This is a genomic window from Candidatus Dadabacteria bacterium, from assembly GCA_026705445.1.
Classification (GTDB): Bacteria; Desulfobacterota_D; UBA1144; order Nemesobacterales; family Nemesobacteraceae; genus Nemesobacter.
In genome coordinates, this window is the sequence record JAPPAR010000011.1 from 182,571 (window position 1) to 205,260 (window position 22,690).

The following is a 22,690-nucleotide window of genomic DNA, read 5'->3' on the forward strand; positions in this document are numbered from 1 at the left end:
ACGATGCTTATAGAGCAGCTTGAAAGAAATATCGCTAGCAAACGCGGGGAGATTTCCCGCTGGATAGAGTTCCATTGCGAAAAGGTCATGGTACCGCTTTACAGTTCCGTTGACCTGCGTTTCTCCGAGCATAAGATTGCCCCTATAGACACCAATGTTTTTCCCGCAGGCTTTAACAACCTTTCTGCGGGATTCAGGAAAAATGCGGGAAAGCTCTTCAGGGAATATCTTTTTTCCAGGTACCCGAGTGCCGAAAAAATCCTTTTGGTTCCCGAGCTCAATACCAAAAACGCCTATTACTGGGAAAATGTCTGGGTAATAAAGTCCGTTTTGGAGGATGTGGGCTACGAGGTGTGCGTCGGCATTGCGAACGAGGAATTTCGAAGGGAAACTGTCTCGTTCAGTTCGGCAAGCGGTCAGGTAATCGAGGCGAAGCGGGTTTTTCAGGAAGAGGGCTCGGCGATGATAGATGGATTCGTGCCCGATATCATAATGATAAACAACGATTTTTCGGAGAAGTGTCCGAAAACCCTGCACAATTTGCGCCAGCCCGTCTTACCGCCCGTTGAAATAGGGTGGCATGCGAGAAAAAAGGACGTGCATTTTGAGTTCTATAACCGTCTCTGCAGCGAACTTGCCGACATACTGGAAGTGGACCCCTGGGTGATGTCGGTTGAAACTGTTTTGGAAACCGGAGTGGATTTTGATTTCCCCGAGGACAGGGAGCGGGTTTCCCAGAAAGCCGGAGAAATTCTCTCAAGGGTTAGAGAAGAATATTCGAAAAGAGACATAGACCACGAACCCTCGCTTTTCGTCAAGAGCAATTCAGGCACCTACGGCATGGCAGTTTCGAGCTTCAGCGACCCGCGGAGCATAGCGGAGATGAACTCGCGCGACCGCAAGAGGATGCGGGTTTCGAAGGGAGGAGTGCCGGTTAGGGACGTGGTAATACAGGAGTGTGTACCGACCTCGCTTCGCGTCGGGGAAGATTTTGTCGGTGAACCGGTTGTTTACCTTGTTCAGTCCCAAGTGGCAGGGATGTTCTACAGGGTTAACCCCATTCGAGGCGAACTTGAAAATCTTAACTCAAAGGGGATGGAATTTCTTCCGTACGATGACTCCTTAGCAAACGGCATCTCTCCGGCATTTGATCTTGTCTGCAAGGTTGCTACTATCGCCGCGGGCTACGAGATAGAAAAAGTGCTTAGGGACGTGGATTGCTGAGATGTGCGGTTATGCTTTAAGCGGGGAAGGTTAAAGTGCTGGGTCCAATATATGTTGTTTTAAAGAAACATCAACAGAATTTTTATCCTTCTTCGATAAACATCCTAGTCGTCTGATAATCATCGATTTTTCTAACGTAAAGAGTTTTAAGCGCACTACCGACGGCACTGCTAAATTGGCGTCGGCGGGGTCTTTGAGTTTGATATCGCTTTGCCAAGAACTACGCTTGGCGGTTGTGACCATCGCTAAAATCAATTGATCGTGGTTTTCATTGAACTCTTCGGATGATATAACCAAAGCGGGCCTGCGCTTTTTAACAGAAGAATCGGTAAAGGGGAAAGAAACAACTACAATATCATGGGGTTTAAAGGTTACGCCATGCATCTTCATCCTCATCTGATAGCCATTCCTCAAGGTTTGAAGAAATGCTATCCAAATAAGTGTCTTTAGTGGGCTTGAGCTTGGTTACAATAACACGGTCTCCGTCTAACTCGAAAACAAGCTTGTCACCTGTTTTAAAGTGTGCGGCCTTACGCAATCCATGAGGAATAGTGACTTGGCCTTTCGAAGTGATTTTGGAAATTTCCACAACAACGTACCTCCTTACATGTAAGGATAACAAGGAAGCGAAAATATGCAAGGACATCGAAAACAGTACGACACTACTGAAATGGTAGCAGCAGTCTCGCCTCCAAGGCTGGTTACGCTATATCTCTCAGTTGGATTGAGTCTATGCCGGCGGTAGTTATAACGTCCGATACCAGCACTACAAGATCACCCTGTTCCAGCACCTGCTTTTCTTTCAGCAGCCCGAAAGCATCCTGTATTCTCTGTTCGGGATCTTCGGATTTCTCCATGAGATGCGCGGTTACGGACCTGTTCAAACAGAGCTGCCGTTTTATTCCGCTGTCGAAAGTTACCGCATGAATAGGTGTTTTGGCAGGCCTGCAGTTTGTTGTCAATTGAGCCATCAGTCCTTTCTTCGTTATTACAACAAGACATTTGGCGTTGACAGATTCGGCGAGTTCAACCGCCGAAGCCGCTATATGCTGCTTGAGATCTTGTTTAACAAGGAGCCTGCCCATCTGCAGACTCCTGAGGCTTTCCGCCTTTAAGGCTATCTTGTCGAGATGTTCTATTGATTTTACGGGATGTTTTCCGGTTGTCGTCTCGCCCGAGAGCATAAGGGCGTCGACTTCCTCATAGACCGCGTTTGAAACGTCAGTTACTTCCGCCCGGGTAGGAATCGGGTTGTCGATCATCGATTCAAGAAGATGGGTGGCGACTATTACTCTTTTGCCTTTCTCCTGGCATTTGCCGACTATCACTCTTTGCACATCCGGCAGTTCCTCAATGCTTATCTCGATGCCGAGATCTCCTCTCGCAACCATAACAGCGTCCGATGCCTCAACGATTTCCTCAACGTTTCGCACCCCTTCCTGATCCTCAATCTTTGAGATGATTTTTATTTTCTCCCCATCAACTCCCAGCAGTTCCCTGAGTTTAAAAACGTCCTGTGCTTCCCTGACGAAGGAAAGGGCTATGTAATCCACTCCGTTTCTTGCTCCGAACTCTATGTCCGCCTTGTCCTTGTCCGTTATTGAAGGGAGATTGACTTTTACCCCGGGCAGATTGACATGGCGCTTGCTTTTCATGGTTCCGCCGTCGATAACTCTGCATTTCATGGTTCCGTGGTCCTTCTTGAGCACTTCAAGGTTTATGAGACCGTTGTCCACGGTTATTTTCTCGCCTACCTGCACTTCGTTGATAATGTCCTCGTAATTTATATGAATCGAGGACTCTTCGACGTCATCGGGTCTTACGGAAACCGTAATCACGTCTCCCTCGCTTATATGCAGGTCGCTTTGCAGAACCCCGGTTCTGATTTCCGGTCCCTGAGTGTCGAGTATAAGGGCGATTGAATCCCCAACTTCCCTGTTGATCGATTTCACCGTTTCGATTACTCCAAGGTGGCTTTCGTGAGTGCCGTGCGACATGTTGAGGCGCACGGCGTTCATTCCCGCCTCGTACATTTTCATCAACATTTCGTACGAACTTGTGGAGGGGCCGGCGGTGCAGATTATTTTCGTTTTTCTAAATGGTTTCATAGGCGGGGAAATATGTCGGGAAATTTAAAAAATGCAAAATCTTGTTAATCAAAAACTAATAATATGGAGACAGGACAAAGCGATTCCATTTAAATTCTAGAAATTATACTTTGAATTTGCAAGACTAGTTCGGTGATATTAAATCAAAAGGAAGTTTGCGCTAAGTGGTTATGAAACAAAAGAGCTTCGTGGTTGTAAAATGCCGAAAGCCTAAGTTCGCAAAGGCTGATGAGCACAAACTTTTTTCCTTGAGTTTTTCTTTTTCAGTATTTGTTGTATCTGTTTTGCGAGTTCTTCCGGCACCTTTTCTTCTTTTCCGAGTGAAAGAAGCAACCTGAAAAAATCATTCTTTAGGGTGTCTTTTGAGTGATGTCTATGAAGTTGCAACAAAACTTCACTGTGACATTCTCGAACCTTCAATCTGCTTTTGCAAGGGCAGGGAAGATGGCCACGGTAGCCATACTCGAAAAGAAAAGCGAGCATTGTTAATATGTTGACATGACTACCTAAGCCCAGATCATCTCTGTAATACTCAATAATTCCCTCAACACCATGTGCACGCTCGCCAAAAGGGTGCTGGCCGTACTTTTTCCAATAGCAGTAACCGTATAAATATGGAATAACTAGATGATTTACGAACCCGAGTAAGGACTCTTGTTCTAGGAAAAACAAGCGTTTCTCAATTGGGGTAGCCAGACAGAGGGTCCCATCTTGATTCAGGTGTTCATAGTTTTGGTCGATTTTTCCACCTATTTCTCTTACAACCGGAAGAACTTCTGGGTAAGCACTGGGAATAGCAAGTTCGATGTCAAAGCAGTCTGTAATCACTGGGAACCCATCGAAGGACGCTTCAAACGAAAGAGGACCTTTTATAACTGTTTTCCGGTTCTGAAGAGATATATCTGTAAGGCCTCTATGAGTTTTTTTTAATTCGCAAATTTGGCTTCCGACCTTATTCTTCATTCATTTAGTTTCTCCATGGCTTTCGTGGTCTGGAAATATGAATCTTCGGTGGGCTTTCGATTTCTCTAGGTGGTACTATCTGTTCCAAATTTCCCAGCACGGGTACACTGCCTAAAGCAGAAGTAAGAGTTCTTTGGACTTCATTTCGGTTATCTTTACCCAATATATCAACCAGATCTTCTTGTAGACACCTTAACCACATGAAGAAAGCCTCCGCTCTAGCATGATTATCTTCGTGCCACCTGTCTGCAAAGTTTTCCTCTGGATTAACCGGATTGCCTATATACCACTTCCCATCGGGAGTCCTCTTTATGGGGCTAATTGACTCTAGGGTTGGTTCAAGTGCTCGACCCTCAAACAGCGCTACGTGTGCACTTAAACTGGCCACGATGTTCTTCAGAGCGGAGTAAACATCTGATTCATTTCGATAAAAATATGCGGAGAGGGTTGTAATAATTATTGAGATTGGAGCATAGTCAACACGCTCTGCATTATTGAACTTAATATCACGGTGACGCTTCATAATTTGAATCGTGCGTTGAAGAGGGGTACGTACCAACTGATCTGGTACATCTTCAATTTTTGCATATATCTCGGGCACTCGATTTTGAATAAATTTCTTCTGCTCAGCATATACGAGGTCGAACGCAGGCTTGTTCCGGCCATCAAACCATAGACCATACCCTTTAGGGTCGCTTATTGACCATCTATAGAGGGAAAGAAATTTATTTGTTATTGCAATTGCTGTATTCAGATAGCCTTTTGGATAAGGGACTGATGGCAGAACATCTAAGTGAAAACCTACATTGTCTTCCTCAGAGTATATTAGAGTCCAGCACCTCTTGCCTTCCTCATCTAGCATTCTCTTATACCTGTCATGTTCTTTTAGCCTGTCACCGACTAACTGCTTTACGTACTCAGGCTTGGCCCACTCTTTTAGCAAGGGGATTTCGCACACAAGATCAATGTCATAATCTGCTTCAATACCGTTCCTTATTGGTCTTGTGACTGTGCCTAACCGAAATGAACCTTGTGGATAGATGTCTAACCCAGAATCACAAGATCCGGGGTAATCTCCGCCTTCCAGCCATTTTGCAACAGCTTGGTAGCGCTCGACAGCATCTTTGTACTTGACCGGGGAAATATCTAGGTCCCCTGCAACTTCGTTTAAAAAGTTAGAATATCTAGCTTCATCAATTCTCATTCTTAATCCTCCAACTTATAATATGGTTTGAAAGCTTCTACTGGTTTGTCGAAAAATATAGCTTCGAGGCTGGGTTGCCAGCTTCGCCCCTCGGAGTGGCCGAGTCCTTTTAAGTCTTGTATGGTCTTTGTGTCGTCCATTTTATAGGTGTTATATGGAACCGTCTGATTTACTCTGTATATAGCGGTACGTTCATGTTCATGACCCGTTAACAGTTTTGCGATACCCATAGCCCCCTGGGACTGTCCGTCCATGAATAGGTTAATAATTCTTGAGTTAAGCGTTCCGAGACCAGCGCGTTTTGGTATATTGTACGCCTCCTGCAGACACCCTAGACTTAAGACGCGAAGCGACTCTCTTGGCCAGTTCAGCAGGGAGATGGCCTCAACAACAGCAATCGCTACAGGATTGTTTGCCCATATACCGCCGTCAATGAGGGCGACACCATGCTGTGTAACGTGTTGCTTGAAATAGGAAGGAGCTGCTGATGTCGCCATAGCTACATCAACTGCGCTTGATTTGTAATCTGTTTTTAGCCGAGGATGATGTGCTGTTTTATAGATATAGACGGAATTAGCAACCGGATTCCAAGCTGGAATAAGTAACCGGGTTTTTGCTTCACCGATGCGTTTTTCCCCAAGCACATCATGAAGAACAGCTCGGAGAGGTTCAGAATTATACTTTCTTAGAAAACACCATTTAACTGCTCGGATTTTCCTGAGGAGAAAATTCAGAAACGGTCCATTATTTTTACCAAATACCTCATAACTTCTGTTTTCGTAAAAATTCAATAGTTGCGATGCTGAAACTCCCATGCTGAGACCAAGCGCAATGATTCCTCCTGTGGAACTTCCCGCAATTAGGTCGAAATACTTTCCAATAGGGTGATCAAGGTGTTTTTCCAGTTCAGCAAGAAATGCCGCAGGAAAAGTACCGAGGACTCCCCCTCCGTCAATACATAGGATTCGTTTTTTTGCTATTCCGGTATTTTCTTTCTTAACCCTGTTCAATTTTTCTTCTTGCGATCTTTGTTATTAGGTGCAACAGTAAAAAATACTTGAAAAAGGTCCCTGTTTCTTTTATAATGTTGACTGTTACAAGCTACATATTTTATTCTAAGGAAGTTATTTTTTTATTTTGTTTTAGCAAGCTAGCGCAGCATGTTGCCTAGTACAGACAACAGAATAATTGATCTTTTTTGCTTGTCAAGAATTTTCTCAAAATAATATAGAATGTCTTTTGGTTATGCTTTGAAAAAGTTTCGTGAAGGGCGTGGTTTAACCCTTCGAGAGCTTGGGAAACTGTGTGGAATAGACCATACCTATATCCATCGATTGGAAAAAGAAGAAAGGACTTCCCCATCGGAAGAAACTGTCGACTCTCTCATTAATACACTCAAGCTCCGTGGACGCAAGGCTCGCCTGTTGCGTTTTCTTGTTGGACAGACAGTCAGTGACCAGCTTGTTGAAGTCTTTCTAGAGGATGAAGAACGCCCCATAGAAATTTTTGAGTCTTTGGCCTTCATGAGCTTCAGAGGAAAACAACCTAAAACTAAAGAAGAATGGCGCAAGTGGGCTGAACGGCTGGAAGAGTTTATGAAGAATGAGCAAAGATAAAGCAAAAGAGCTTGAAATTGTTTTAAAGGCTCGCGATTTCATTAGAGAATCTGGAATAAATTCCGTGCCTGTTGATCTTAAGCGTTACTGTGCGGTTGCTAAGGCTAAAATTAAGGTTCGCTATGATCTCGATGATGAAGAATCAGGCCAGACTTTTCCCTTGAACAGTAAAAATATTATCACTGTTAACGGTAATCATACGGAAGAAAGGCAACGATTTACAGTTCTGCACGAGATTGGTCATATTATTCTGGAACTACCCTCAAGGCATCAAAATGGTTGTATAAAAACAACTGATTTGATCAGTTACAGGCAACGCCCAGAAGAAGAGGTCCTATGCGATATTTTTGCGGCGGAATGCCTCTTGCCGTATGATTTTTTCGAGAAGGATATTGAAGATGTTGACATATGTCTCGATACGATAAAGAACCTGTCAAAACGTTACAAAGCTTCTATACACTCTACAGGTTCCAGGTTTGCTGCTAATTGTGAAGGGCTTTGTTCTTTTGTTCTTATTGAAGAAGGTAAAATTCGCTATGTATCCAGTTCAAAATCTCTGCGTGAACTTAAGGGCTGGATTGACATCGGTGTGCCAGTTCCTCAAAACAGCGCAGCTTTTCAACTGATCAAAAATCGATCTGAGACTGAGCATTACGATGATGAAATTCCTACTGAGATTTGGTTCAACAATGGTATCGGAAATTACGATATGTTGTGTGAGGAAGCAATCTTTATAAAAGAATGGAATCAATGTCTTTCCATTCTTTGGTTTGATGAAAACTTGAGACCTGCAGGTGAAATCGAACCTTACGATGTTGATTATGGGGAATCGTCATTACCCAGAGAATTTGATGGAGTATTGACGTGGCCATCAAGAAGTCGGAGGAGATAAGCAGAGTTAAAAACTAGCTGTTTTACTTATTACGCCTAACAACTAAAGACATACTAAAAAAGAAAAATGTATACAGACTATACTGTTTCAGAAACAGACTCCCAAAATTGTCCTGATAACGGAAGACACTTCTGTAGATATTTTCAACTCCAAAACAGACGGTATTTAGGAAACAAATACAAGTTACTTGGATTTATTGAGAATGTAATTTCTCAAAAGTGCGAGTCGGTAGCCTCTTTGTGTGATATTTTTGCCGGTACCGGTGCAGTTTCTGAAAGATTCAATAGTTTGGAAGTTAAAATTATTTCCAATGATCTTCTTTTTGCTAACTATGTTTGCTTGAATGCGTTTTTAGGAATTGCCGGCTACCAGTTAGCAAATATTTTTGAAAAAATAGAATATCTTAATAGTCTGCCGAGCGATGAAGAAAACTATTTTTCGAAACACTTTGGTGGAACGTATTTCTCAGACGAGAACGCAAGGAAAATTGGAGCGGTACGCGAGGAAATAGAAAAAATCGCGGAAAATGAGGAGGAAAGAAACGTCCTGATTTGTTCGTTGCTTTATGCGGCGGATAAGGTTGCCAATACAGTGGGTCACTACGACGCTTTCCGTAAGAAGTTGGACATGCTACAGCCGGTAACTCTTCTGATTCCTTCTATTGACTATTCACGTAATTTGAACAACGAGATTTACAAGGAGGATGCAAACGTGCTGATTGAAAAGATTTCTTGCGATGTCTTGTATGTCGATCCACCATATAATTCACGTCAATACTCTGACGCATATCATCTTTTGGAAAATCTTGCGGAATGGAAGAAGCCCGAGGTTATTGGTGTAGGCAAGAAAATGGACCGTTCTCATATAAAGAGTGCCTATTGTCTCAAGGATGCAGCGACCGCGTTTGCAGACTTGGTCGAAAAGGCGAACTGTAACCATATTCTGCTTTCTTATAACAATACTGGTGATTCAAAGGATGGGCGCTCAAATGCAAGAATGAGTGATGATGAGATTCTCCAAATTCTGGATGATAAAGGAGAAATTGAAGTTTTTGAAAAGGATTACAAACCCTTTACAACGGGAAAGAGTAATGGAGAGAGCAACGCGGAACGAATTTTCTATTGCAGAGTAACGAAATAATGACGAAAAAACCTTGGTCGGTTACAACAACGGTACGAAACCCCGACAGATTAAGAGGCTTTTTGGCCGTTTTGCAAGAGCTTGAAGGCTCGGATTGGAACCATGAGAATCAGAAAAAGTATCAAATTCTTCTGATTCAATCTAGGCTATACGGTTACGGAAAACAGCAGTTTTACAACGGACTTACGGACGAACAAATTGAATTAATTGATAACCCGTCAACGGAGATTTCTTTTGAACAAGCAGAGGAGATTTTCGATGAGAAAAATTACGAAGATCCTCCAATGCGTGGAAGACAATCATTAAACCCTTTGAAAAAGTTCGGATTTGCTGTAATCAAAAATAGAAAAATATTTATTACGGACTTGGGAAGGTTGTTTTTACAGGATGATTTTAAAGATAATCTTGGAGAAATTTTTCTTAAAAGTTTCCTAAAGTGGCAATTACCGAATCCTGATAGTCAAGACTATCCAAAGGACACATATTACGATGTCAAGCCCTTTGTTGCCACGCTTCATTTAATTAACAAAGTAAATCAAAAAGAAATCGATTGTGACAACAAACCAAAAGGGCTCAGCAAACAGGAATTCTCTCTTTTTGTTCCAACACTACTGCACTACAAAGATATAGCTTTCTATGCCCAAAGAATCGTTGACTTGAGACGAGAAGGAACAACAAGAAGTGGGGTTGTTTCAGAAAGCTACAAAAAACAGTTTGCAGAGAAATTCCTGGAAACTGATAACCCCGAGGAAGTAGATAAGCTCCTAAAAAACCTGAAGGACTATGGGGATAATACCATTCGTTATTTTCGGTTAATTCCATATGTTTACATTCATGGTGGTGACTTCTATGTTGACTTGGAGCCGAGAAGAAAAATTGAAATCGAATCACTGCTCAATCATAACAACGCGCAGACAAAAAGCTTTGAGTCAAAAGAAGAATATTTTGCATATATATCTGATATTTCTAGACCACAGCTTCCTTGGGAGACTTTTGAGAAACGTATTGAGATTATTAAAGAGCTTATTGAGAAAGTACATCAATGCGAAAGAGTTTTGCAGAAGGAAAATATAGAGATCAGGAACTACTTGAAGATGCAAAATGATGAGTTGGGAGATTACATAACGGAATTAAGGAATTACAGACGATCATTGCTGGAAGAGAAAAATCGCAAAAAATCTCAATCAGTTGAACAAATTAAGTCTTGTATTAAAAACCTGAAAAATATTCATCATTCTGAAGGCGATCGCCCGATACTACTTGAGAAACTGGCTACACTCGGTTTACATGCACTTGATGACGCAAGGGAAATAAAACCCAATTAACCAGTCGGGGATGACAATGAACCGACTTTTACGGCCCCGGGAGATGTTCCAGACATTGAATGTTTTTATAAAAGCTTCAATGCAATTTGCGAAGTTACGATGTTAACCGGTCGGAATCAATGGTACTACGAAGGGCAGCCGGTGATGAGGCATTTCAGGGATTTTGAAGATGAGCACAAAGACAAACTATCTTACTGCGTGTTTATTGCCCCAAAGTTGCATAGAGATACCATCAATACTTTTTGGAATGCGGTAAAGTATGGATACGAAGGGCAACGGCAAAAAATAATTCCACTTTCAATTAGTAACTTTGTTTCTATTTTAAAATCCTTGCTTGATATGAAAACGAAACAAAAATCTTTGAGGCATGAAAATCTTTCTTCGCTGTATGACCAGATATTGTCCTCTACTAATTCTTTTAGTGATTCAAATGAATGGTTGGGAAGTATCAGAGCTACTATTTCCTCGTGGCAGAAAGACATCGCTTCGTAAATGCGAGGGCAGATATGAGAACGGGGATTATATACAATGGTGATTGCGTCAAAGTGATGAGAGAGAAAATCGATGAAAAATCCATCGATTTAATTTTCGCTGACCCTCCTTACAATCTTTCTGGAAGTGGCTTAAAATGGGAAGGAAACAAAACCGGCGGCAACTGGTACATGATCAATGAAAATTGGGACAAAATGACAGCTCCTGAGTATATGCAATTTACGAGACAGTGGATCAGTTCTTGTCATAGGGTTTTGAAGGATAACGGGTCAATTTACATTGCATGCAGTTATCACAATATAAGCGAGGTGATGATTGTATTAAAACAACTTGATTTCAAAATCAATAACGTTATTACTTGGCGCAAGACAAACGCGATGCCGAATATGACAAAAAGAGTTTTCACGCACTCAACGGAGTTTATAGTTTGGGCGGTAAAAGGAAGAGGTTGGACATTCAATTATGAAGAAATAAAGGAAATAAATCCCGAAAAACAAAAGGACGGAAGCCCCAAACAGATGCGCGACTTTTGGGAATTGCCGCTTGTACAAGGGCGAGAAAGATTGCGGGGTGAAGATAACCGTGCTTTGCACCCTACACAAAAACCGGAAGAAATGCTTAAAAGAATCATATTAGCAAGTTCTAATGAAGGCGAAGTAGTTCTTGACCCTTTTCTTGGGAGTGGGACAACGACTTATGTGGCAAGAAAATACGGTCGTAAGTGGATTGGAATTGAGCAGAATAGTGAGTATGTAGGAATTGCTAAGAAAAGAATGAAAAAGTAATTGAAAGCACGAACTAAATTACTCGTAATTCCTTGCCGATTTGCTCAATTGTATAATTTCGATTTTTTGTTTCTGATTTGATAAACTCCCATAATTTTCTAATCAACCATAAGCTTTTTTGACAGCACTCCCGTTTTGTGATAGTAAACTGCTTTTTAATCTAACAAGAACCCCCAAGTTCCCCAAGACGAGACAATGGAATACGTACAGCATTTATCAGTAGAAAAATTCATTCTTTATCTTCTGATAATCCTTGTTTTCGCCAAGGCCTTCGGCCGGCTGGCAGAAAAAATCGGGCAGCCCTCGGTTCTCGGGGAGCTTCTGGCCGGAGTTGTTCTCAGCGCAAGCGTTCTGGCGCTTGTTCCGTCCACCGAAGGGATGGTCGGATACGACATATTTCACCTGCTTGCGGAAATAGGGGTCGTTCTTCTTCTTTTCGAAATAGGCCTTGAAACCAGACTTGCTGACCTCATAAAAGTGGGGCCGGTCTCGGCGCTCGTAGCGGTAGTCGGGGTGGTTCTGCCTTTTGCGCTGGGGTATTTCTGCGTAATTTATTTCCAGAAGTTCGCGATACTCAATCTTGAAGCCAACATGGTCGGGCTTGTGGCCATAGTAATGGGTGCAACGCTCACCGCCACGAGCGTCGGAATCACGGCCAGGGTTCTGGCTGACCTTGACAGGCTCCAGACAAAAGAGGCCAGAATAGTTCTTACCGCCGCCATAATCGACGACGTCATCGGGCTTATTATTCTCGGGGTCGTAAGCGGCATAGCGAGTTCTTTTCAATCGGGAGGCGGAACAGAGCAGTTGACCCTCTCTTCGATCTCATTTATAACAGCTAAGGCCTTCGGTTTTCTCGCCGTTTCCATAGTTGTCGGCAGGATTGTCGCTCCCAGGATTTTCGGGTTTTTCGCCCGGATCGACAGAAGCAATCTCGTCTGGATCATGGCGATAGCCTTCTGCTTTGTCTATGCGTACTGTTCAAATCTTTTTTCTCTCGCTCCCATAGTGGGGGCGTTCGCGGCCGGTCTGGTTCTTCGCGAAACGGAGCAGTTCAAGACTATTGAGGCGAGCATAAAGCCCGTTTCTCACTTTTTCGCCCCGATATTTTTCGTGATGGTAGGGGCGGCCGTGGATGTTTCTGTATTTAACCCCTTTGTATCTGAAAATATTATGGTAATATCAATCGCTTTAATTCTTTTCGCGGTGGCGGTTATAGGTAAGTACGCGAGCGGTTACGTAGTCTATGAAAAAGGCGTAAGAAAAAGCATAATTGGCATCGGAATGATCCCGCGAGGCGAGGTCGGGCTTATTTTCGCGAAGATCGGTCTTGCGTACGGCGTTTTCAAAACCGATCTTTTCTCCGCCGTCACTGCTATGGTCATACTGACAACATTTATAGTGCCCCCGCTTTTAAAATGGATGTTTGAAAGGGAGGACAAGGAGCGCAAGCTGGCCGAAAGTGCGGTCTAGCGAATAACCTTGAAGCTAGGTTAATCATGAGATTCTACGGTCTTAGGACATTTCTGCATGCTGCGATTTTTGCCTTGGCGCTCACTCCCTCGGCAAATGCCGCCGAGAACATGCTGAGCGTCGATAAGACGCTTGTGGTTCAGCTTGTTATTTTCCTGGTAGGACTTTTTCTGCTGAACCGCCTCGTGTTCCGCCCGCTTATCGGGGTCTGGGACAGGAGGGAGGAACTAACCGCGGGCACGATCAGAAAAGCCGAGGAAATGACCCGCAAGGCCGAGGGTGCCATCGCCGAGTACAACGAGAAAATTGCCGAGGCTAGGGCCCAGGCCACCGAGACAAGAAACGAACTCCGCCAGCAGGGACAGGGCGAATCTTCAAGGATGCTTCTTTCGGCGAGAGAAGCCGCCCAGGCGGACCTTGAGGGCGCGAGAGGGACTCTTGAGAGTGAGGTCACAAAGATAAGGGCGGACCTTGAGAGCGAGGTAGAGTCGCTTGCGGCGGAGATAAGTGACCGTGTCCTGAGGAAGGGGGTGTAGTGCTGATGGCTGCTGCGGATTTTAATTTTCCGGGGGAAACCGAGATTGGATAGTCATTTCAACTGGGCGTTTGTAATAAAATACGCTGTTAATCTGGGTCTTCTTCTGGCCCTTCTCATATACCTTATCAGAAAACCTTTCCTGTCTTTTCTCAAAAACAGGAAGGAAAGGCTCCGCTCGGAGGTTGACCGCGCCGCGGCGGCGGCCGAGCAGGCAAAAATGACGCTTGAGCAATACTCGGCGAAACTTGACGCGGTAGCCTCGGAAATAGCTTCTCTTCAGGAAAACATAAGAAAACAGGGTGAGAATGAAAGGGACGAGCTTGTCTCCGCGGCGGAGAAAAGCTGCGAGATGATAAAAAAAGAGGTTGAGGACACGATTCGTCTTGAGACCACCAAGGCGGTCTCAGAGATACAGTCCGAAGTGGTCTCTTCGGCGCTTGCGCTTGCCGAGGAGATGATAAAGGAACGGGTGGACGCGGATTTTACGACCGATTCGGTCGACGATTTCGTAAAAATGATTGAGGAAGGAAAATGGCAACAGTTGCGACACTGAGAGATCTCGTCTCGGCGCTTGTGGATTCCGCGGCAGATGAAAGTGAACTTTCGGGGGTAAGATCCGATATGGAGAGTTTCTTTGAGCGGGTTGCCGATTCGGGCGAGCTTCGGGATGTTCTTTTAAGCGCGGTGTTTTCGATGGAGGAGAAAAAGTCGGTCCTTGGGGATTTTCTCGAGGCGGCGTCTTCTCTTGAAATTACGAGAAGATTTCTTCTGCTGGTTGTGGAGATGGAGAAGGTCGCGGCGCTTCTTGGCTCAAGGGAAGCCGTGCTCGCGAGACTTGACGAAGCGGTTGGAAAAATAACGGCTGAAATTACCTCGGCCAGAGATCTTAGCCAAAACGACGTCGAGAGGCTCAGCGCGGCGCTTCGTGCGGCGACCGGAAAAACGGTTGAGGTGTCGCTTAAGGTTGATCCTTCCATGATAGGCGGAATAAAAGCCCAGGTGGGTGACAAGGTTTACGATAACAGCGTCAGGACGCAGCTTGAGAGAATAAGAGGCGTTCTTTCTCCGTCCTGACCCGAATAATTCCAAAGGAGCTAGTAATGCAGGAACTAAGAGCAGAGAGTATAGGCGAGATTCTGAGAAACAGGATAAAGGGCTATGAACGGAAAGTTGATACCGAAGAAGTCGGGACGGTTATTTCCGTCGGCGACGGTATCGCTAGGGTTTACGGTCTTGATCAGGCGGTAGCGGGAGAGCTCGTCGAGTTTGACGGCGGAATCACCGGACTTGTTCTTAACCTTGAAGAGGATAATGTCGGTGTCGCTCTTTTCGGAGAGGATTCCCACCTGAGCGAAGGAGGAATGGTAAAGCGAACGGGACGCATCGCCGAGGTGCCTGTCGGAGACGCTCTCGGCGGAAGGGTGGTCGATGCTCTCGGAAGACCGATTGACGGTCTCGGAGAAATAGCCGCCGCTGAAACAAGGCAGATCGAGGTGAAGGCCCCCGGAGTTATTTACCGCCAGTCGGTAAACGAGCCCCTTCAGACGGGACTTAAGGCCGTTGATTCCATGATACCGATAGGAAGAGGCCAGAGAGAACTTATTCTGGGAGACCGTCAGGTCGGAAAGACCGCTATCGCGATCGATACGATAATAAACCAAAAAGAAGAGAATGTTCACTGCATATACGTTGCCGTAGGACAGAAACAGTCAACCGTGGCCCAGGTAGTCGATAAGCTCAAGGAGCACGACGCCATGAAGTACACGACAATAGTTTCCGCCACGGCCAGCACCCCGGCTCCTTTTCAGTTCCTTGCTCCTTTTTCCGGCTGTGCCATGGGGGAATATTTCAGAGACACCGGCCGACACGCGCTCATAATATACGATGATCTGACGAAACACGCGTGGTCCTACCGCCAGCTTTCTCTTCTTCTAAAGAGACCGCCGGGACGCGAGGCTTACCCTGGAGATGTTTTCTATCTTCACTCAAGGCTCCTTGAGCGCGCCGCCAAAATGAGAGACGAGGACGGAGGCGGCTCCCTTACGGCGCTTCCTATAATCGAAACCCAGGCTGGTGACGTGTCCGCCTACATTCCCACGAACGTGATTTCCATCACCGACGGGCAGATATACCTTGAGAGCGATCTTTTCTACTCGGGTGTGCGACCCGCCATTAACGTCGGTCTTTCGGTTTCAAGGGTGGGAGGGAGCGCTCAGATAAAGGCGATGAAAAACATCGCCGGAACACTGAGGCTTGAGCTTGCCCAGTACAGGGAAGTCGAGGCGTTTGCGCAGTTCGCTTCCGACCTTGACAGGGTAACACAGAACCAGCTTGCCCGCGGAAGCAGGCTTGTCGAGGCCCTCAAACAGGATCAGTACGAACCACAGGCGGTTGAAAAGCAGATCCTGATCATATTTGCAGTTACAAACGGCTATGTTGACGACTATCCGGTATCCGCAGTGAGAAAATACGAGAGGGAGCTTTCTTCTTTCATGGAATCGAAGTATCCTCAGTATCTTGCGGAGATAAAAGAGAAGAAAGTTGTTTCGGACGAACTTGAGGAAAAGCTCGCAGCAGCGCTTGACGAGCTTAAAAACCAGTTGGGCGAGCTTGCCTGATATAGCAGCGGGAAAGGATAATGCCGAGCCTTAAACAGATAACGACAAAAATAAAGAGCGTAAGGAGCACGCGGCGGATAATGGGCGCCATGAAGCTCATAGCCGCCGTGCGTCTGCAGAAGGCCCAGGCCGCTCTTATGGCCTACAGGCCTTATTCTGATGCGTACCGCGACGTGGTTTTAAACGTGGCGGCACTTTCAGAATCGGAGGATCATCCCCTTCTTCGGGTCCCGGAGGAAAAAGCGAACCTGCACGTTCTGTTCTTTACTTCCGACAGGGGACTGTGCGGAAGTTTTAACAGTGCCTTGATAAGGAACATGCAACGCTATATCGAGGAGCAGAACGAAGTTTTCGGGAACATAAAGCTGAGTTTCGTCGGAAGACGGGGACGGGATTACTTCTCGAGAAGCGGGGTTGGCACAGGCAAATACTACACAGGAGTCAATGAAAGGAACTCCCGGAAATTCTCGGAGGAACTGGCCGCGGCGCTCACAGAGGAGTTCAGGGTCGGGGAGAGCGACGAAGTAGTGCTTGCGTATAACCACTTTGTTTCCGCTATTTCCCAGAGGATGACTTTTGAGAGACTTCTTCCGCTTTCGGCCCAGGAAACCGACGATGGTGGTGCGGAGAGTTCATCAGATTACATATTCGAGCCGGAGAAGGAACGGATAATAGGTTCGATTCTTCCGAAATACGTTCAGGTGAGAATCGAGCGCGCCATGAACGAGTCGCTCACGAGCGAGCACGCGGCGCGCATGACCGCGATGGAAAACGCAACCAGCAACGCGGACGAGGTAATAGCAAAGCTTACCCTGCTTTTTAACAAGACCAGGCAGGCAATCATTACAACGGAGCTTATGGATATCGTTAACGGTACGGAAGCTCAAAGGAAAGGAGGCAACGAGTAGAGATGAGTATTGAATCAGCTTTTACAGCAGGCGGCGGAGGTGCCGAAGCGGCAAACGGTGCCGACCTGGGAATCGGGAAAATAATTCAGGTAACGGGTCCGGTGGTGGATGTCGAATTCTCGGAGGGAGCTCTTCCCACCGTGTTTACGGCTCTTAAGGTAACGAATCCGGCCCTTGGGGAAACCGAGTGGAACTTGGTTCTGGAAGTTGCCCAGCAGCTGGGGGGAGGCCGCGTAAGATGCATCGCCATGGACTCGACCGAGGGGCTTAAAAGAGGACAGGATGCCCTTAACACCGGCGATGGAATAACAATCCCGGTCGGCAAGGAAGCTCTCGGGAGACTGCTTAACGTGGTCGGAGAACCGATAGATGAGGCTGGCCCCGTAGAGACTGAGGAGCGTTGGCCCATTCACCGTCCCGCGCCCGAATTCGTCGAACAAAGCACCAAAATGGAGCTTTTCGAGACCGGCATAAAGGTTATCGATCTTCTTGCTCCTTTTCTTAAGGGCGGGAAAATCGGTCTTTTCGGCGGAGCAGGAGTAGGCAAGACCGTTTTGCTGATGGAGCTCATCCATAACATAGCCAAGGAATACGGCGGTTACTCGGTTTTCGGCGGAGTGGGAGAGAGAACCAGGGAAGGAAACGACCTTTACTGGGAGATGAAGGAATCTGGGGTTCTTGGAAACACGGGACTCATATTCGGACAGATGAACGAGCCTCCGGGAGCGAGAGCCAGGGTTGCCCTTACGGCGCTTACGCTCGCCGAGTATTTCCGCGACACCCAGGGTCAGGACGTCCTTCTTTTCATCGACAACATTTTCCGCTTTACCCAGGCGGGCTCCGAAGTGTCGGCCCTTCTAGGAAGAACACCTTCTGCTGTTGGTTACCAGCCGACTCTCTCGACTGACCTCGGGGAACTCCAGGAGAGAATCACTTCGACCGTAAAAGGCTCGATCACCTCCGTGCAGGCGATTTACGTTCCTGCGGACGACCTTACGGATCCTGCTCCCGCAACTACCTTTGCGCACCTTGACGGAACCATCGTTCTCTCAAGGCAGTTGACCGAACTTGGAATATATCCTGCTGTTGATCCACTTGACTCGGCCTCGAACATTCTTGATCCGAGAATAGTCGGAGACGAGCACTACAGGGTCGCCAGGGAAGTCCAGGAAGTTCTGCAGCGTTACAAGCAGCTCCAGGAGATAATCGCGATTCTCGGTATGGACGAACTCTCAGAAGAGGATAAGCTCACGGTTGCACGCGCCAGAAAGGTCCAGAGGTATCTCTCGCAGCCTTTCCATGTGGCCGAGCAGTTTACGGGCACCCCAGGAAAGTACGTTCCCATCAAACAGACTATAGAAGCTTTCGGCGAGATTATCTCGGGCAACATGGATGATATTCCCGAGCAGGCTTTCTACATGGTGGGTAATCTTGACGAAGTACGCGAGAAGGCGACGGCAATCGCCTCCTGACGGGAGATCTGAAAATTGGCTGAAAAACTGCGACTCAAAATAATAACCCCCGAGAGGCTCGTGTTTGACGGCGAGGTCGAGGAACTGGTAGCCCCCGGCCAGATGGGGGAATTCGGTGTTTTGCCGGGTCACGTGCCTTTTCTTTCTGTGCTTTTTCCGGGGAGACTCAGGTTCAAAACCGAGGAGTCGGGAGAAAGCACTCTCATAATCCATGGTGGCCTCGCGGACGTAAAGGATGACACCATCAGTATTCTTACCGACCAGCCGGAGAATCCCGAAGAGGTTGACGTCGCGGCCGCCAGAAAAGACGCCGAGGTCTTTCAGAAGGAAATTGATGAGCTTCAGGACACAGAAGCTTCGGAAAGAGAGGAGCTTGATAGGAAGCTCAGGATAGCACGCGCTCGAACTGGAGAATAACCTTTCTTTGGAACTTGCCTTAACTGCGCTAACAGCGGTCTAGCTGCACTTTGAGAACCCGCATCCCCTACAGGTAACACAGCCGGATTCAAATGCAAGAGCCTTGCTTCCGCAGTCCGGGCACTGCTCAAGCATAAGATCCGTTGAAACCTTCTGGGTGCCGCCGTTTGCCTCCGCGACAGGATTGGCTTCGTCGCTGGCTTTCTCTTTTGTTACGAAGTGGCTTCTCAGCACCTTCGCTATGGCGTCGGGGACGGACATTATGACCCTTCCCCCTGAAAAAACTGGCGAGGAACCTCCAATGGCCTCCAGCTGTTCCACGACATCTCTGACATCGACCCCAGACCTCAGAGACAGAGATATCAGCCTTCCAGTTGCCTCGGCATCCGCCATCGTGGTAAATCCAGATTTTCCAATCTGGACAAAAACTTCAAACGGCTTGCCTTCGTAACTGTTGACAGTCACGTAGAGATTCCCGTACCCAGTTTTTATCGCCTCGGTAAAACCTTCCAAGACTGTTGGTCTCGTGACAGGTTTTACCGCTTCTTTTTGAGTGGGATGAGGGGATGGTGTGAGGTTGGAGTGGGTGGTTGACATCCCTTCATCCCGGGGTGGAGAGTTTGTTTTGTCTTTCGCTTGTTCTTCCGTTATCAGTATTCCTTCCCTGGAACCTTCCCTGTAGACGGTTACTCCCTTGCAGCCGAGTTTCCAGGAGAGGAAATATATCTTCTCGACCTCTTCGAGGCTTATGTCCCTGGGGAGATTAACGGTGCTTGATATGCATGAATCTATGTGCTTCTGAATAGCGGCCTGCATGCGGACCCGCTGTTCCGGCTTTATCTCATGTGAGGTAACGAACGTATCCGGAAGGTCTGCCTCGTCATCCAGCCCGAATTTCTCCATGTACTCAGATACCAGAGGGTGGTAGACCTTGAATTCCTCTTCCGACAGGGATTCTGAGCGCCTGAGATAGGACAGGGCGAACATGGGCTCAACACCGCTTGTGGTTCCCGCGAGAACCGAGCCGCTTCCGACGGGCGGAACCGTGAGTATGCACGCGTTTCTGAGGCCCTGCTTCTTTATTTTGTTCATCACGTTATCGCGCATGGTTTTTACGAACGGATTCGCGATATGGGTTTCCAGGTCAAACACGGGAAAGGTGCCCTTCTCATTGGCAAGGTCTGAGCTGGCTTCATAGACTATGTTCTTTATATGCTCAAAAAGCTCGTCAGTGAATTTTATGCCTTCAGCCGTGTCGTATTTTATGTTGAGCTTGGCAAGCATGTCCCCCAGGCCGGTGAATCCGACCCCTATTCTCCTCGACCTCGAAGACGCTTTTGTCTGGAAGCTCAGGGGATGCTTTTCAATGTTGTAATCCAGTATGTCGTCAAGGAACCTGACGCTGTATTGAAAAGCCTTTTCAAGCTCTTCCCATTCTATTGCGGCGGTTTCTTCGAAAGCGTTTTTGACGAACATGGAGAGATTCACGTTCCCGAGGCAACAGTTGCCGTAGTCCTCAAGCGCCTGCTCGCTGCAGGGGTTCACGCCATTTACTTCCATGTTGGCGTATTCGGTCGGGGAATATCTTTTAACTGTGTCCCAGAATATAAGTCCAGGCTCGGCCGAGGACCATGCTGACTGAACGAGCTTGTCCCATATCTTGCGGGCCCGCACGGTTCTTTTTATTTCGGTTTTCTCGTTTGAGAAGCTGAGTTCGTAGTCAGTGTCTTTTTCCACGGCTTCCATGAACTTGTCATCAACCTTCACCGAGATATTGGCAAACTGTACCTTTGATCTTGCCTCATCGTTCTTTATGTCGAGGAAGTCCATTATGTCGGGGTGATCGACTTTCATGGTTATCATGAGGGCCCCTCTTCTTCCCGCCTGTCCTATGGTTCCGGTAGTTGTGGAGAGAAGATCCATGAACGATACCGCTCCCGTTGAGTATATGGCCGAATTGTTCACCGGCGAGCCTTTCGGTCTCAGGATAGATATATCGGTTCCGACTCCTCCGCCGAAAGAGTAAGTCCTGGCGGCCTCCTTGCACCACTCGAATATTCCCTCTATGGAATCTTCCTTTATCGGCATGTAGTAGCAGTTAAGGAGTGTGGCCCTTCTGTTCTGGCCGGCACCGAACAGTATTCTCCCGCCGGGTATGAACTTGAAATCGGAGAGGAGCCAGTAGAAGTTTTCCTCCCACTGCTTTCTCAGTTCCTTTTTTTCCTCGGGGGACGCTATTTCCCTGGCCACCCTTCGCCACATCTGCTCCGGAGTTTTCTCTGTTATTTCTCCTTTTTCGTTGCGAAGAGCGTATTTCTCGTAGAAAACGCGCGCCCTGAGTGTGTCTCCGCCGAAGGCGTCGATGGTTTTCGCGGGAATTTCTATGGTGTCGCTTGGAGCTTTGACATGCTCCAGAGAGGGTTCCTGAGTCTGGGTTTCTTGTTCATCGACGGCTGCAGTTTTAAGATCGGATGTTCCATTCGCAACGATTTCAGGGTGGTTTTTATCTCCAGGCACACTTTCCTCCTTTTCTGTTCCTTATAAACACTTCCTTCCGGTCTATGCACAAGATGTATTGCTTATCTTGTGCGTGGATTTTATTTAAACACAATATATTGATACTTGTCAAGGAACTATTTTGTTTTCGTTAAGATAAAATTAAAAGGGTTTTTGCAAAGAGAGATCATCGGACCCTGAAATTCAAGTGAGATCAGGTGCTTGCCTCTTCACCCTGAAAGTTTTTCGGCAGCTATGAAACGATAAAATTTTTCTTCACAAGTGCGGAGGGGAAGATTCAGGGTCGGATGGTACGGCTCTTGTGAGAGCCCTGTTTCCCTGTGTTATACTCTCAGGATATGAGAAAGGAAGAAGTTTTTGCCGCGGGGGGAACCGAAGCAGTCTCCGAGGTGCTGGATTTCTGGTTCGGCGAGCTGCGCGAGGGAGAGCTGCCGGATAAAGAGAAGCAGATGACCTGGTGGGCGAAATCGGAGGAGTTCGACGATCTCGTAAGGCGGAGGTTCGAGAAATATGTCCTGTTTGCCGAAAAAGGAGAACTTTCCCGCTGGCTCGAAACCCCCTTGGGCACAGTGGCGTTTATAGTCGTCGTCGATCAGTTTCCAAGGAACATCTACCGCGACACACCGGGAGCGTTTTCAACGGACTCGCTGGCTCTTCGCGCCTGTCTTCGGGGCATTGAGAAGGGATTTGACAGGGACCTTCACCCGGCGCACAGGACGTTTTTCTACCTGCCGCTTATGCACTCGGAGGACCTTGAGATCCAGGAGATGAGTGTTCTTAAGTACTCCGCTCTTGAAAACGAGTATGCCTCGCACCCCCAAATCAAGGAAACCCTTGCCTGTTCAACGGATTTTGCGGGACGGCACTCTGACATAATAAAGAAATTCGGAAGATATCCCCACAGAAACGCGGCTTTGGGAAGAGAATCCACCCCGGAAGAAACCGAGTTTCTAAAAGAGCCTGGAAGCTCTTTCTGAATTCTTTCCACTGACTTTTTT

At 46.7% G+C, this 22,690-nt stretch carries 21 protein-coding genes and 1 pseudogene; 15 read left to right on the forward strand and 7 right to left on the reverse strand.

Annotation, left to right across the window (positions count from 1 at the left end; genetic code table 11):
* Positions 1 to 3 precede the first annotated feature (3 nt).
* Positions 4 to 1,224, forward strand: a complete 1,221-nt coding sequence (gene gshA / locus OXG75_02575) for a glutamate--cysteine ligase (protein MCY3624876.1) — start codon at positions 4 to 6, stop codon at positions 1,222 to 1,224.
* 30 nt (positions 1,225 to 1,254) lie between these two features.
* On the opposite strand, the gene OXG75_02580 is transcribed toward gshA, so the two are convergent.
* The 6 genes from OXG75_02580 to OXG75_02605 form a co-directional block, all read right to left on the reverse strand.
* Positions 1,255 to 1,608, reverse strand: coding sequence for a type II toxin-antitoxin system PemK/MazF family toxin (locus OXG75_02580; GenBank protein MCY3624877.1), 354 nt, complete (start codon positions 1,606 to 1,608; stop codon positions 1,255 to 1,257).
* Entirely contained in the window at positions 1,589 to 1,813 is a 225-nt protein-coding gene (locus OXG75_02585; GenBank protein MCY3624878.1) for an AbrB/MazE/SpoVT family DNA-binding domain-containing protein, read from the reverse strand. Before OXG75_02585 ends, OXG75_02580 begins: the two co-directional genes overlap by 20 nt.
* Before the next feature lie 112 nt (positions 1,814 to 1,925).
* Positions 1,926 to 3,332: a pyruvate kinase gene (gene pyk, locus OXG75_02590; protein MCY3624879.1), complete on the reverse strand. Its 1,407-nt coding sequence runs from the start codon at positions 3,330 to 3,332 to the stop codon at positions 1,926 to 1,928.
* 210 nt (positions 3,333 to 3,542) lie between these two features.
* Positions 3,543 to 4,295, reverse strand: coding sequence for a hypothetical protein (locus OXG75_02595; protein ID MCY3624880.1), 753 nt, complete (start codon positions 4,293 to 4,295; stop codon positions 3,543 to 3,545).
* Between the two features lie 4 nt (positions 4,296 to 4,299).
* Positions 4,300 to 5,499: a nucleotidyltransferase gene (locus OXG75_02600; GenBank protein MCY3624881.1), complete on the reverse strand. Its 1,200-nt coding sequence runs from the start codon at positions 5,497 to 5,499 to the stop codon at positions 4,300 to 4,302.
* Positions 5,500 to 5,501: 2 nt separating this feature from the next.
* The gene (locus OXG75_02605; GenBank protein ID MCY3624882.1) at positions 5,502 to 6,509 is read right to left on the reverse strand and encodes a CBASS cGAMP-activated phospholipase; all 1,008 of its coding nucleotides are present in this window, start codon (positions 6,507 to 6,509) and stop codon (positions 5,502 to 5,504) included.
* A gap of 222 nt (positions 6,510 to 6,731) precedes the next feature.
* Between OXG75_02605 and OXG75_02610 the strand changes: the two genes are divergently transcribed.
* From OXG75_02610 to atpC, 13 genes and pseudogenes are all read left to right on the forward strand, one after another.
* Positions 6,732 to 7,115: a helix-turn-helix domain-containing protein gene (locus OXG75_02610; GenBank protein MCY3624883.1), complete on the forward strand. Its 384-nt coding sequence runs from the start codon at positions 6,732 to 6,734 to the stop codon at positions 7,113 to 7,115.
* Positions 7,102 to 8,007: an ImmA/IrrE family metallo-endopeptidase gene (locus OXG75_02615; GenBank protein ID MCY3624884.1), complete on the forward strand. Its 906-nt coding sequence runs from the start codon at positions 7,102 to 7,104 to the stop codon at positions 8,005 to 8,007. The genes OXG75_02610 and OXG75_02615 overlap by 14 nt, the downstream gene beginning before the upstream one ends.
* Before the next feature lie 66 nt (positions 8,008 to 8,073).
* Positions 8,074 to 9,147: a DNA adenine methylase gene (locus OXG75_02620; GenBank protein ID MCY3624885.1), complete on the forward strand. Its 1,074-nt coding sequence runs from the start codon at positions 8,074 to 8,076 to the stop codon at positions 9,145 to 9,147.
* 284 nt (positions 9,148 to 9,431) lie between these two features.
* Positions 9,432 to 10,964: pseudogene (locus tag OXG75_02625) on the forward strand (AlwI family type II restriction endonuclease).
* Positions 10,965 to 11,020: 56 nt separating this feature from the next.
* Positions 11,021 to 11,749 (forward strand): site-specific DNA-methyltransferase, encoded by a 729-nt coding sequence (locus OXG75_02630; protein MCY3624886.1) that lies wholly within the window; start codon positions 11,021 to 11,023, stop codon positions 11,747 to 11,749.
* A 195-nt stretch (positions 11,750 to 11,944) separates the two neighbouring features.
* Positions 11,945 to 13,222 (forward strand): cation:proton antiporter, encoded by a 1,278-nt coding sequence (locus tag OXG75_02635; GenBank protein ID MCY3624887.1) that lies wholly within the window; start codon positions 11,945 to 11,947, stop codon positions 13,220 to 13,222.
* 26 nt (positions 13,223 to 13,248) lie between these two features.
* Complete coding sequence (locus OXG75_02640) at positions 13,249 to 13,758, forward strand: ATP synthase F0 subunit B (GenBank protein MCY3624888.1); 510 nt, start codon at positions 13,249 to 13,251, stop codon at positions 13,756 to 13,758.
* A 45-nt stretch (positions 13,759 to 13,803) separates the two neighbouring features.
* Positions 13,804 to 14,313 carry an ATP synthase F0 subunit B gene (locus tag OXG75_02645; protein MCY3624889.1) on the forward strand — a complete coding sequence of 170 codons (510 nt, stop codon included), beginning with the start codon at positions 13,804 to 13,806 and terminating at the stop codon, positions 14,311 to 14,313.
* Positions 14,292 to 14,834, forward strand: coding sequence for an ATP synthase F1 subunit delta (atpH, locus tag OXG75_02650; GenBank protein ID MCY3624890.1), 543 nt, complete (start codon positions 14,292 to 14,294; stop codon positions 14,832 to 14,834). The genes OXG75_02645 and atpH overlap by 22 nt, the downstream gene beginning before the upstream one ends.
* Positions 14,835 to 14,860: 26 nt before the next feature.
* A complete protein-coding gene (gene atpA / locus OXG75_02655) occupies positions 14,861 to 16,378 on the forward strand; it encodes a F0F1 ATP synthase subunit alpha (GenBank protein MCY3624891.1) in 1,518 nt (505 codons plus the stop codon).
* A 20-nt stretch (positions 16,379 to 16,398) separates the two neighbouring features.
* Positions 16,399 to 17,286: an ATP synthase F1 subunit gamma gene (gene atpG, locus OXG75_02660; protein ID MCY3624892.1), complete on the forward strand. Its 888-nt coding sequence runs from the start codon at positions 16,399 to 16,401 to the stop codon at positions 17,284 to 17,286.
* Between the two features lie 65 nt (positions 17,287 to 17,351).
* A complete protein-coding gene (atpD, locus tag OXG75_02665) occupies positions 17,352 to 18,758 on the forward strand; it encodes a F0F1 ATP synthase subunit beta (GenBank protein ID MCY3624893.1) in 1,407 nt (468 codons plus the stop codon).
* A 15-nt stretch (positions 18,759 to 18,773) separates the two neighbouring features.
* On the forward strand, positions 18,774 to 19,175 hold the full coding sequence (gene atpC / locus OXG75_02670) for an ATP synthase F1 subunit epsilon (GenBank protein ID MCY3624894.1): 402 nt from the start codon (positions 18,774 to 18,776) through the stop codon (positions 19,173 to 19,175).
* Positions 19,176 to 19,214: 39 nt separating this feature from the next.
* Here the strand turns inward: atpC and OXG75_02675 are convergent, their stop codons facing one another.
* A complete protein-coding gene (locus tag OXG75_02675) occupies positions 19,215 to 21,692 on the reverse strand; it encodes an adenosylcobalamin-dependent ribonucleoside-diphosphate reductase (GenBank protein ID MCY3624895.1) in 2,478 nt (825 codons plus the stop codon).
* 338 nt (positions 21,693 to 22,030) lie between these two features.
* On the opposite strand from OXG75_02675, the gene OXG75_02680 reads away from it, so the two are divergent.
* Complete coding sequence (locus tag OXG75_02680) at positions 22,031 to 22,669, forward strand: DUF924 domain-containing protein (GenBank protein ID MCY3624896.1); 639 nt, start codon at positions 22,031 to 22,033, stop codon at positions 22,667 to 22,669.
* The last annotated feature ends 21 nt before the right edge of the window (positions 22,670 to 22,690 follow it).

What these genes read in the sequence shown, in the direction of transcription:
- gshA (MCY3624876.1), top strand. Translation starts at nt 4, where the DNA reads ATGCTTATAGAGCAGCTTGAAAGAAATATCGCTAGCAAACGCGGGGAG.
- OXG75_02580 (MCY3624877.1), bottom strand. Translation starts at nt 1,608, where the DNA reads ATGCATGGCGTAACCTTTAAACCCCATGATATTGTAGTTGTTTCTTTC.
- pyk (MCY3624879.1), bottom strand. Translation starts at nt 3,332, where the DNA reads ATGAAACCATTTAGAAAAACGAAAATAATCTGCACCGCCGGCCCCTCC.
- OXG75_02595 (MCY3624880.1), bottom strand. Translation starts at nt 4,295, where the DNA reads ATGAAGAATAAGGTCGGAAGCCAAATTTGCGAATTAAAAAAAACTCAT.
- OXG75_02600 (MCY3624881.1), bottom strand. Translation starts at nt 5,499, where the DNA reads ATGAGAATTGATGAAGCTAGATATTCTAACTTTTTAAACGAAGTTGCA.
- OXG75_02610 (MCY3624883.1), top strand. Translation starts at nt 6,732, where the DNA reads ATGTCTTTTGGTTATGCTTTGAAAAAGTTTCGTGAAGGGCGTGGTTTA.
- OXG75_02615 (MCY3624884.1), top strand. Translation starts at nt 7,102, where the DNA reads ATGAGCAAAGATAAAGCAAAAGAGCTTGAAATTGTTTTAAAGGCTCGC.
- OXG75_02620 (MCY3624885.1), top strand. Translation starts at nt 8,074, where the DNA reads ATGTATACAGACTATACTGTTTCAGAAACAGACTCCCAAAATTGTCCT.
- OXG75_02630 (MCY3624886.1), top strand. Translation starts at nt 11,021, where the DNA reads ATGAGAGAGAAAATCGATGAAAAATCCATCGATTTAATTTTCGCTGAC.
- OXG75_02635 (MCY3624887.1), top strand. Translation starts at nt 11,945, where the DNA reads ATGGAATACGTACAGCATTTATCAGTAGAAAAATTCATTCTTTATCTT.
- OXG75_02640 (MCY3624888.1), top strand. Translation starts at nt 13,249, where the DNA reads ATGAGATTCTACGGTCTTAGGACATTTCTGCATGCTGCGATTTTTGCC.
- atpH (MCY3624890.1), top strand. Translation starts at nt 14,292, where the DNA reads ATGGCAACAGTTGCGACACTGAGAGATCTCGTCTCGGCGCTTGTGGAT.
- atpA (MCY3624891.1), top strand. Translation starts at nt 14,861, where the DNA reads ATGCAGGAACTAAGAGCAGAGAGTATAGGCGAGATTCTGAGAAACAGG.
- atpG (MCY3624892.1), top strand. Translation starts at nt 16,399, where the DNA reads ATGCCGAGCCTTAAACAGATAACGACAAAAATAAAGAGCGTAAGGAGC.
- OXG75_02680 (MCY3624896.1), top strand. Translation starts at nt 22,031, where the DNA reads ATGAGAAAGGAAGAAGTTTTTGCCGCGGGGGGAACCGAAGCAGTCTCC.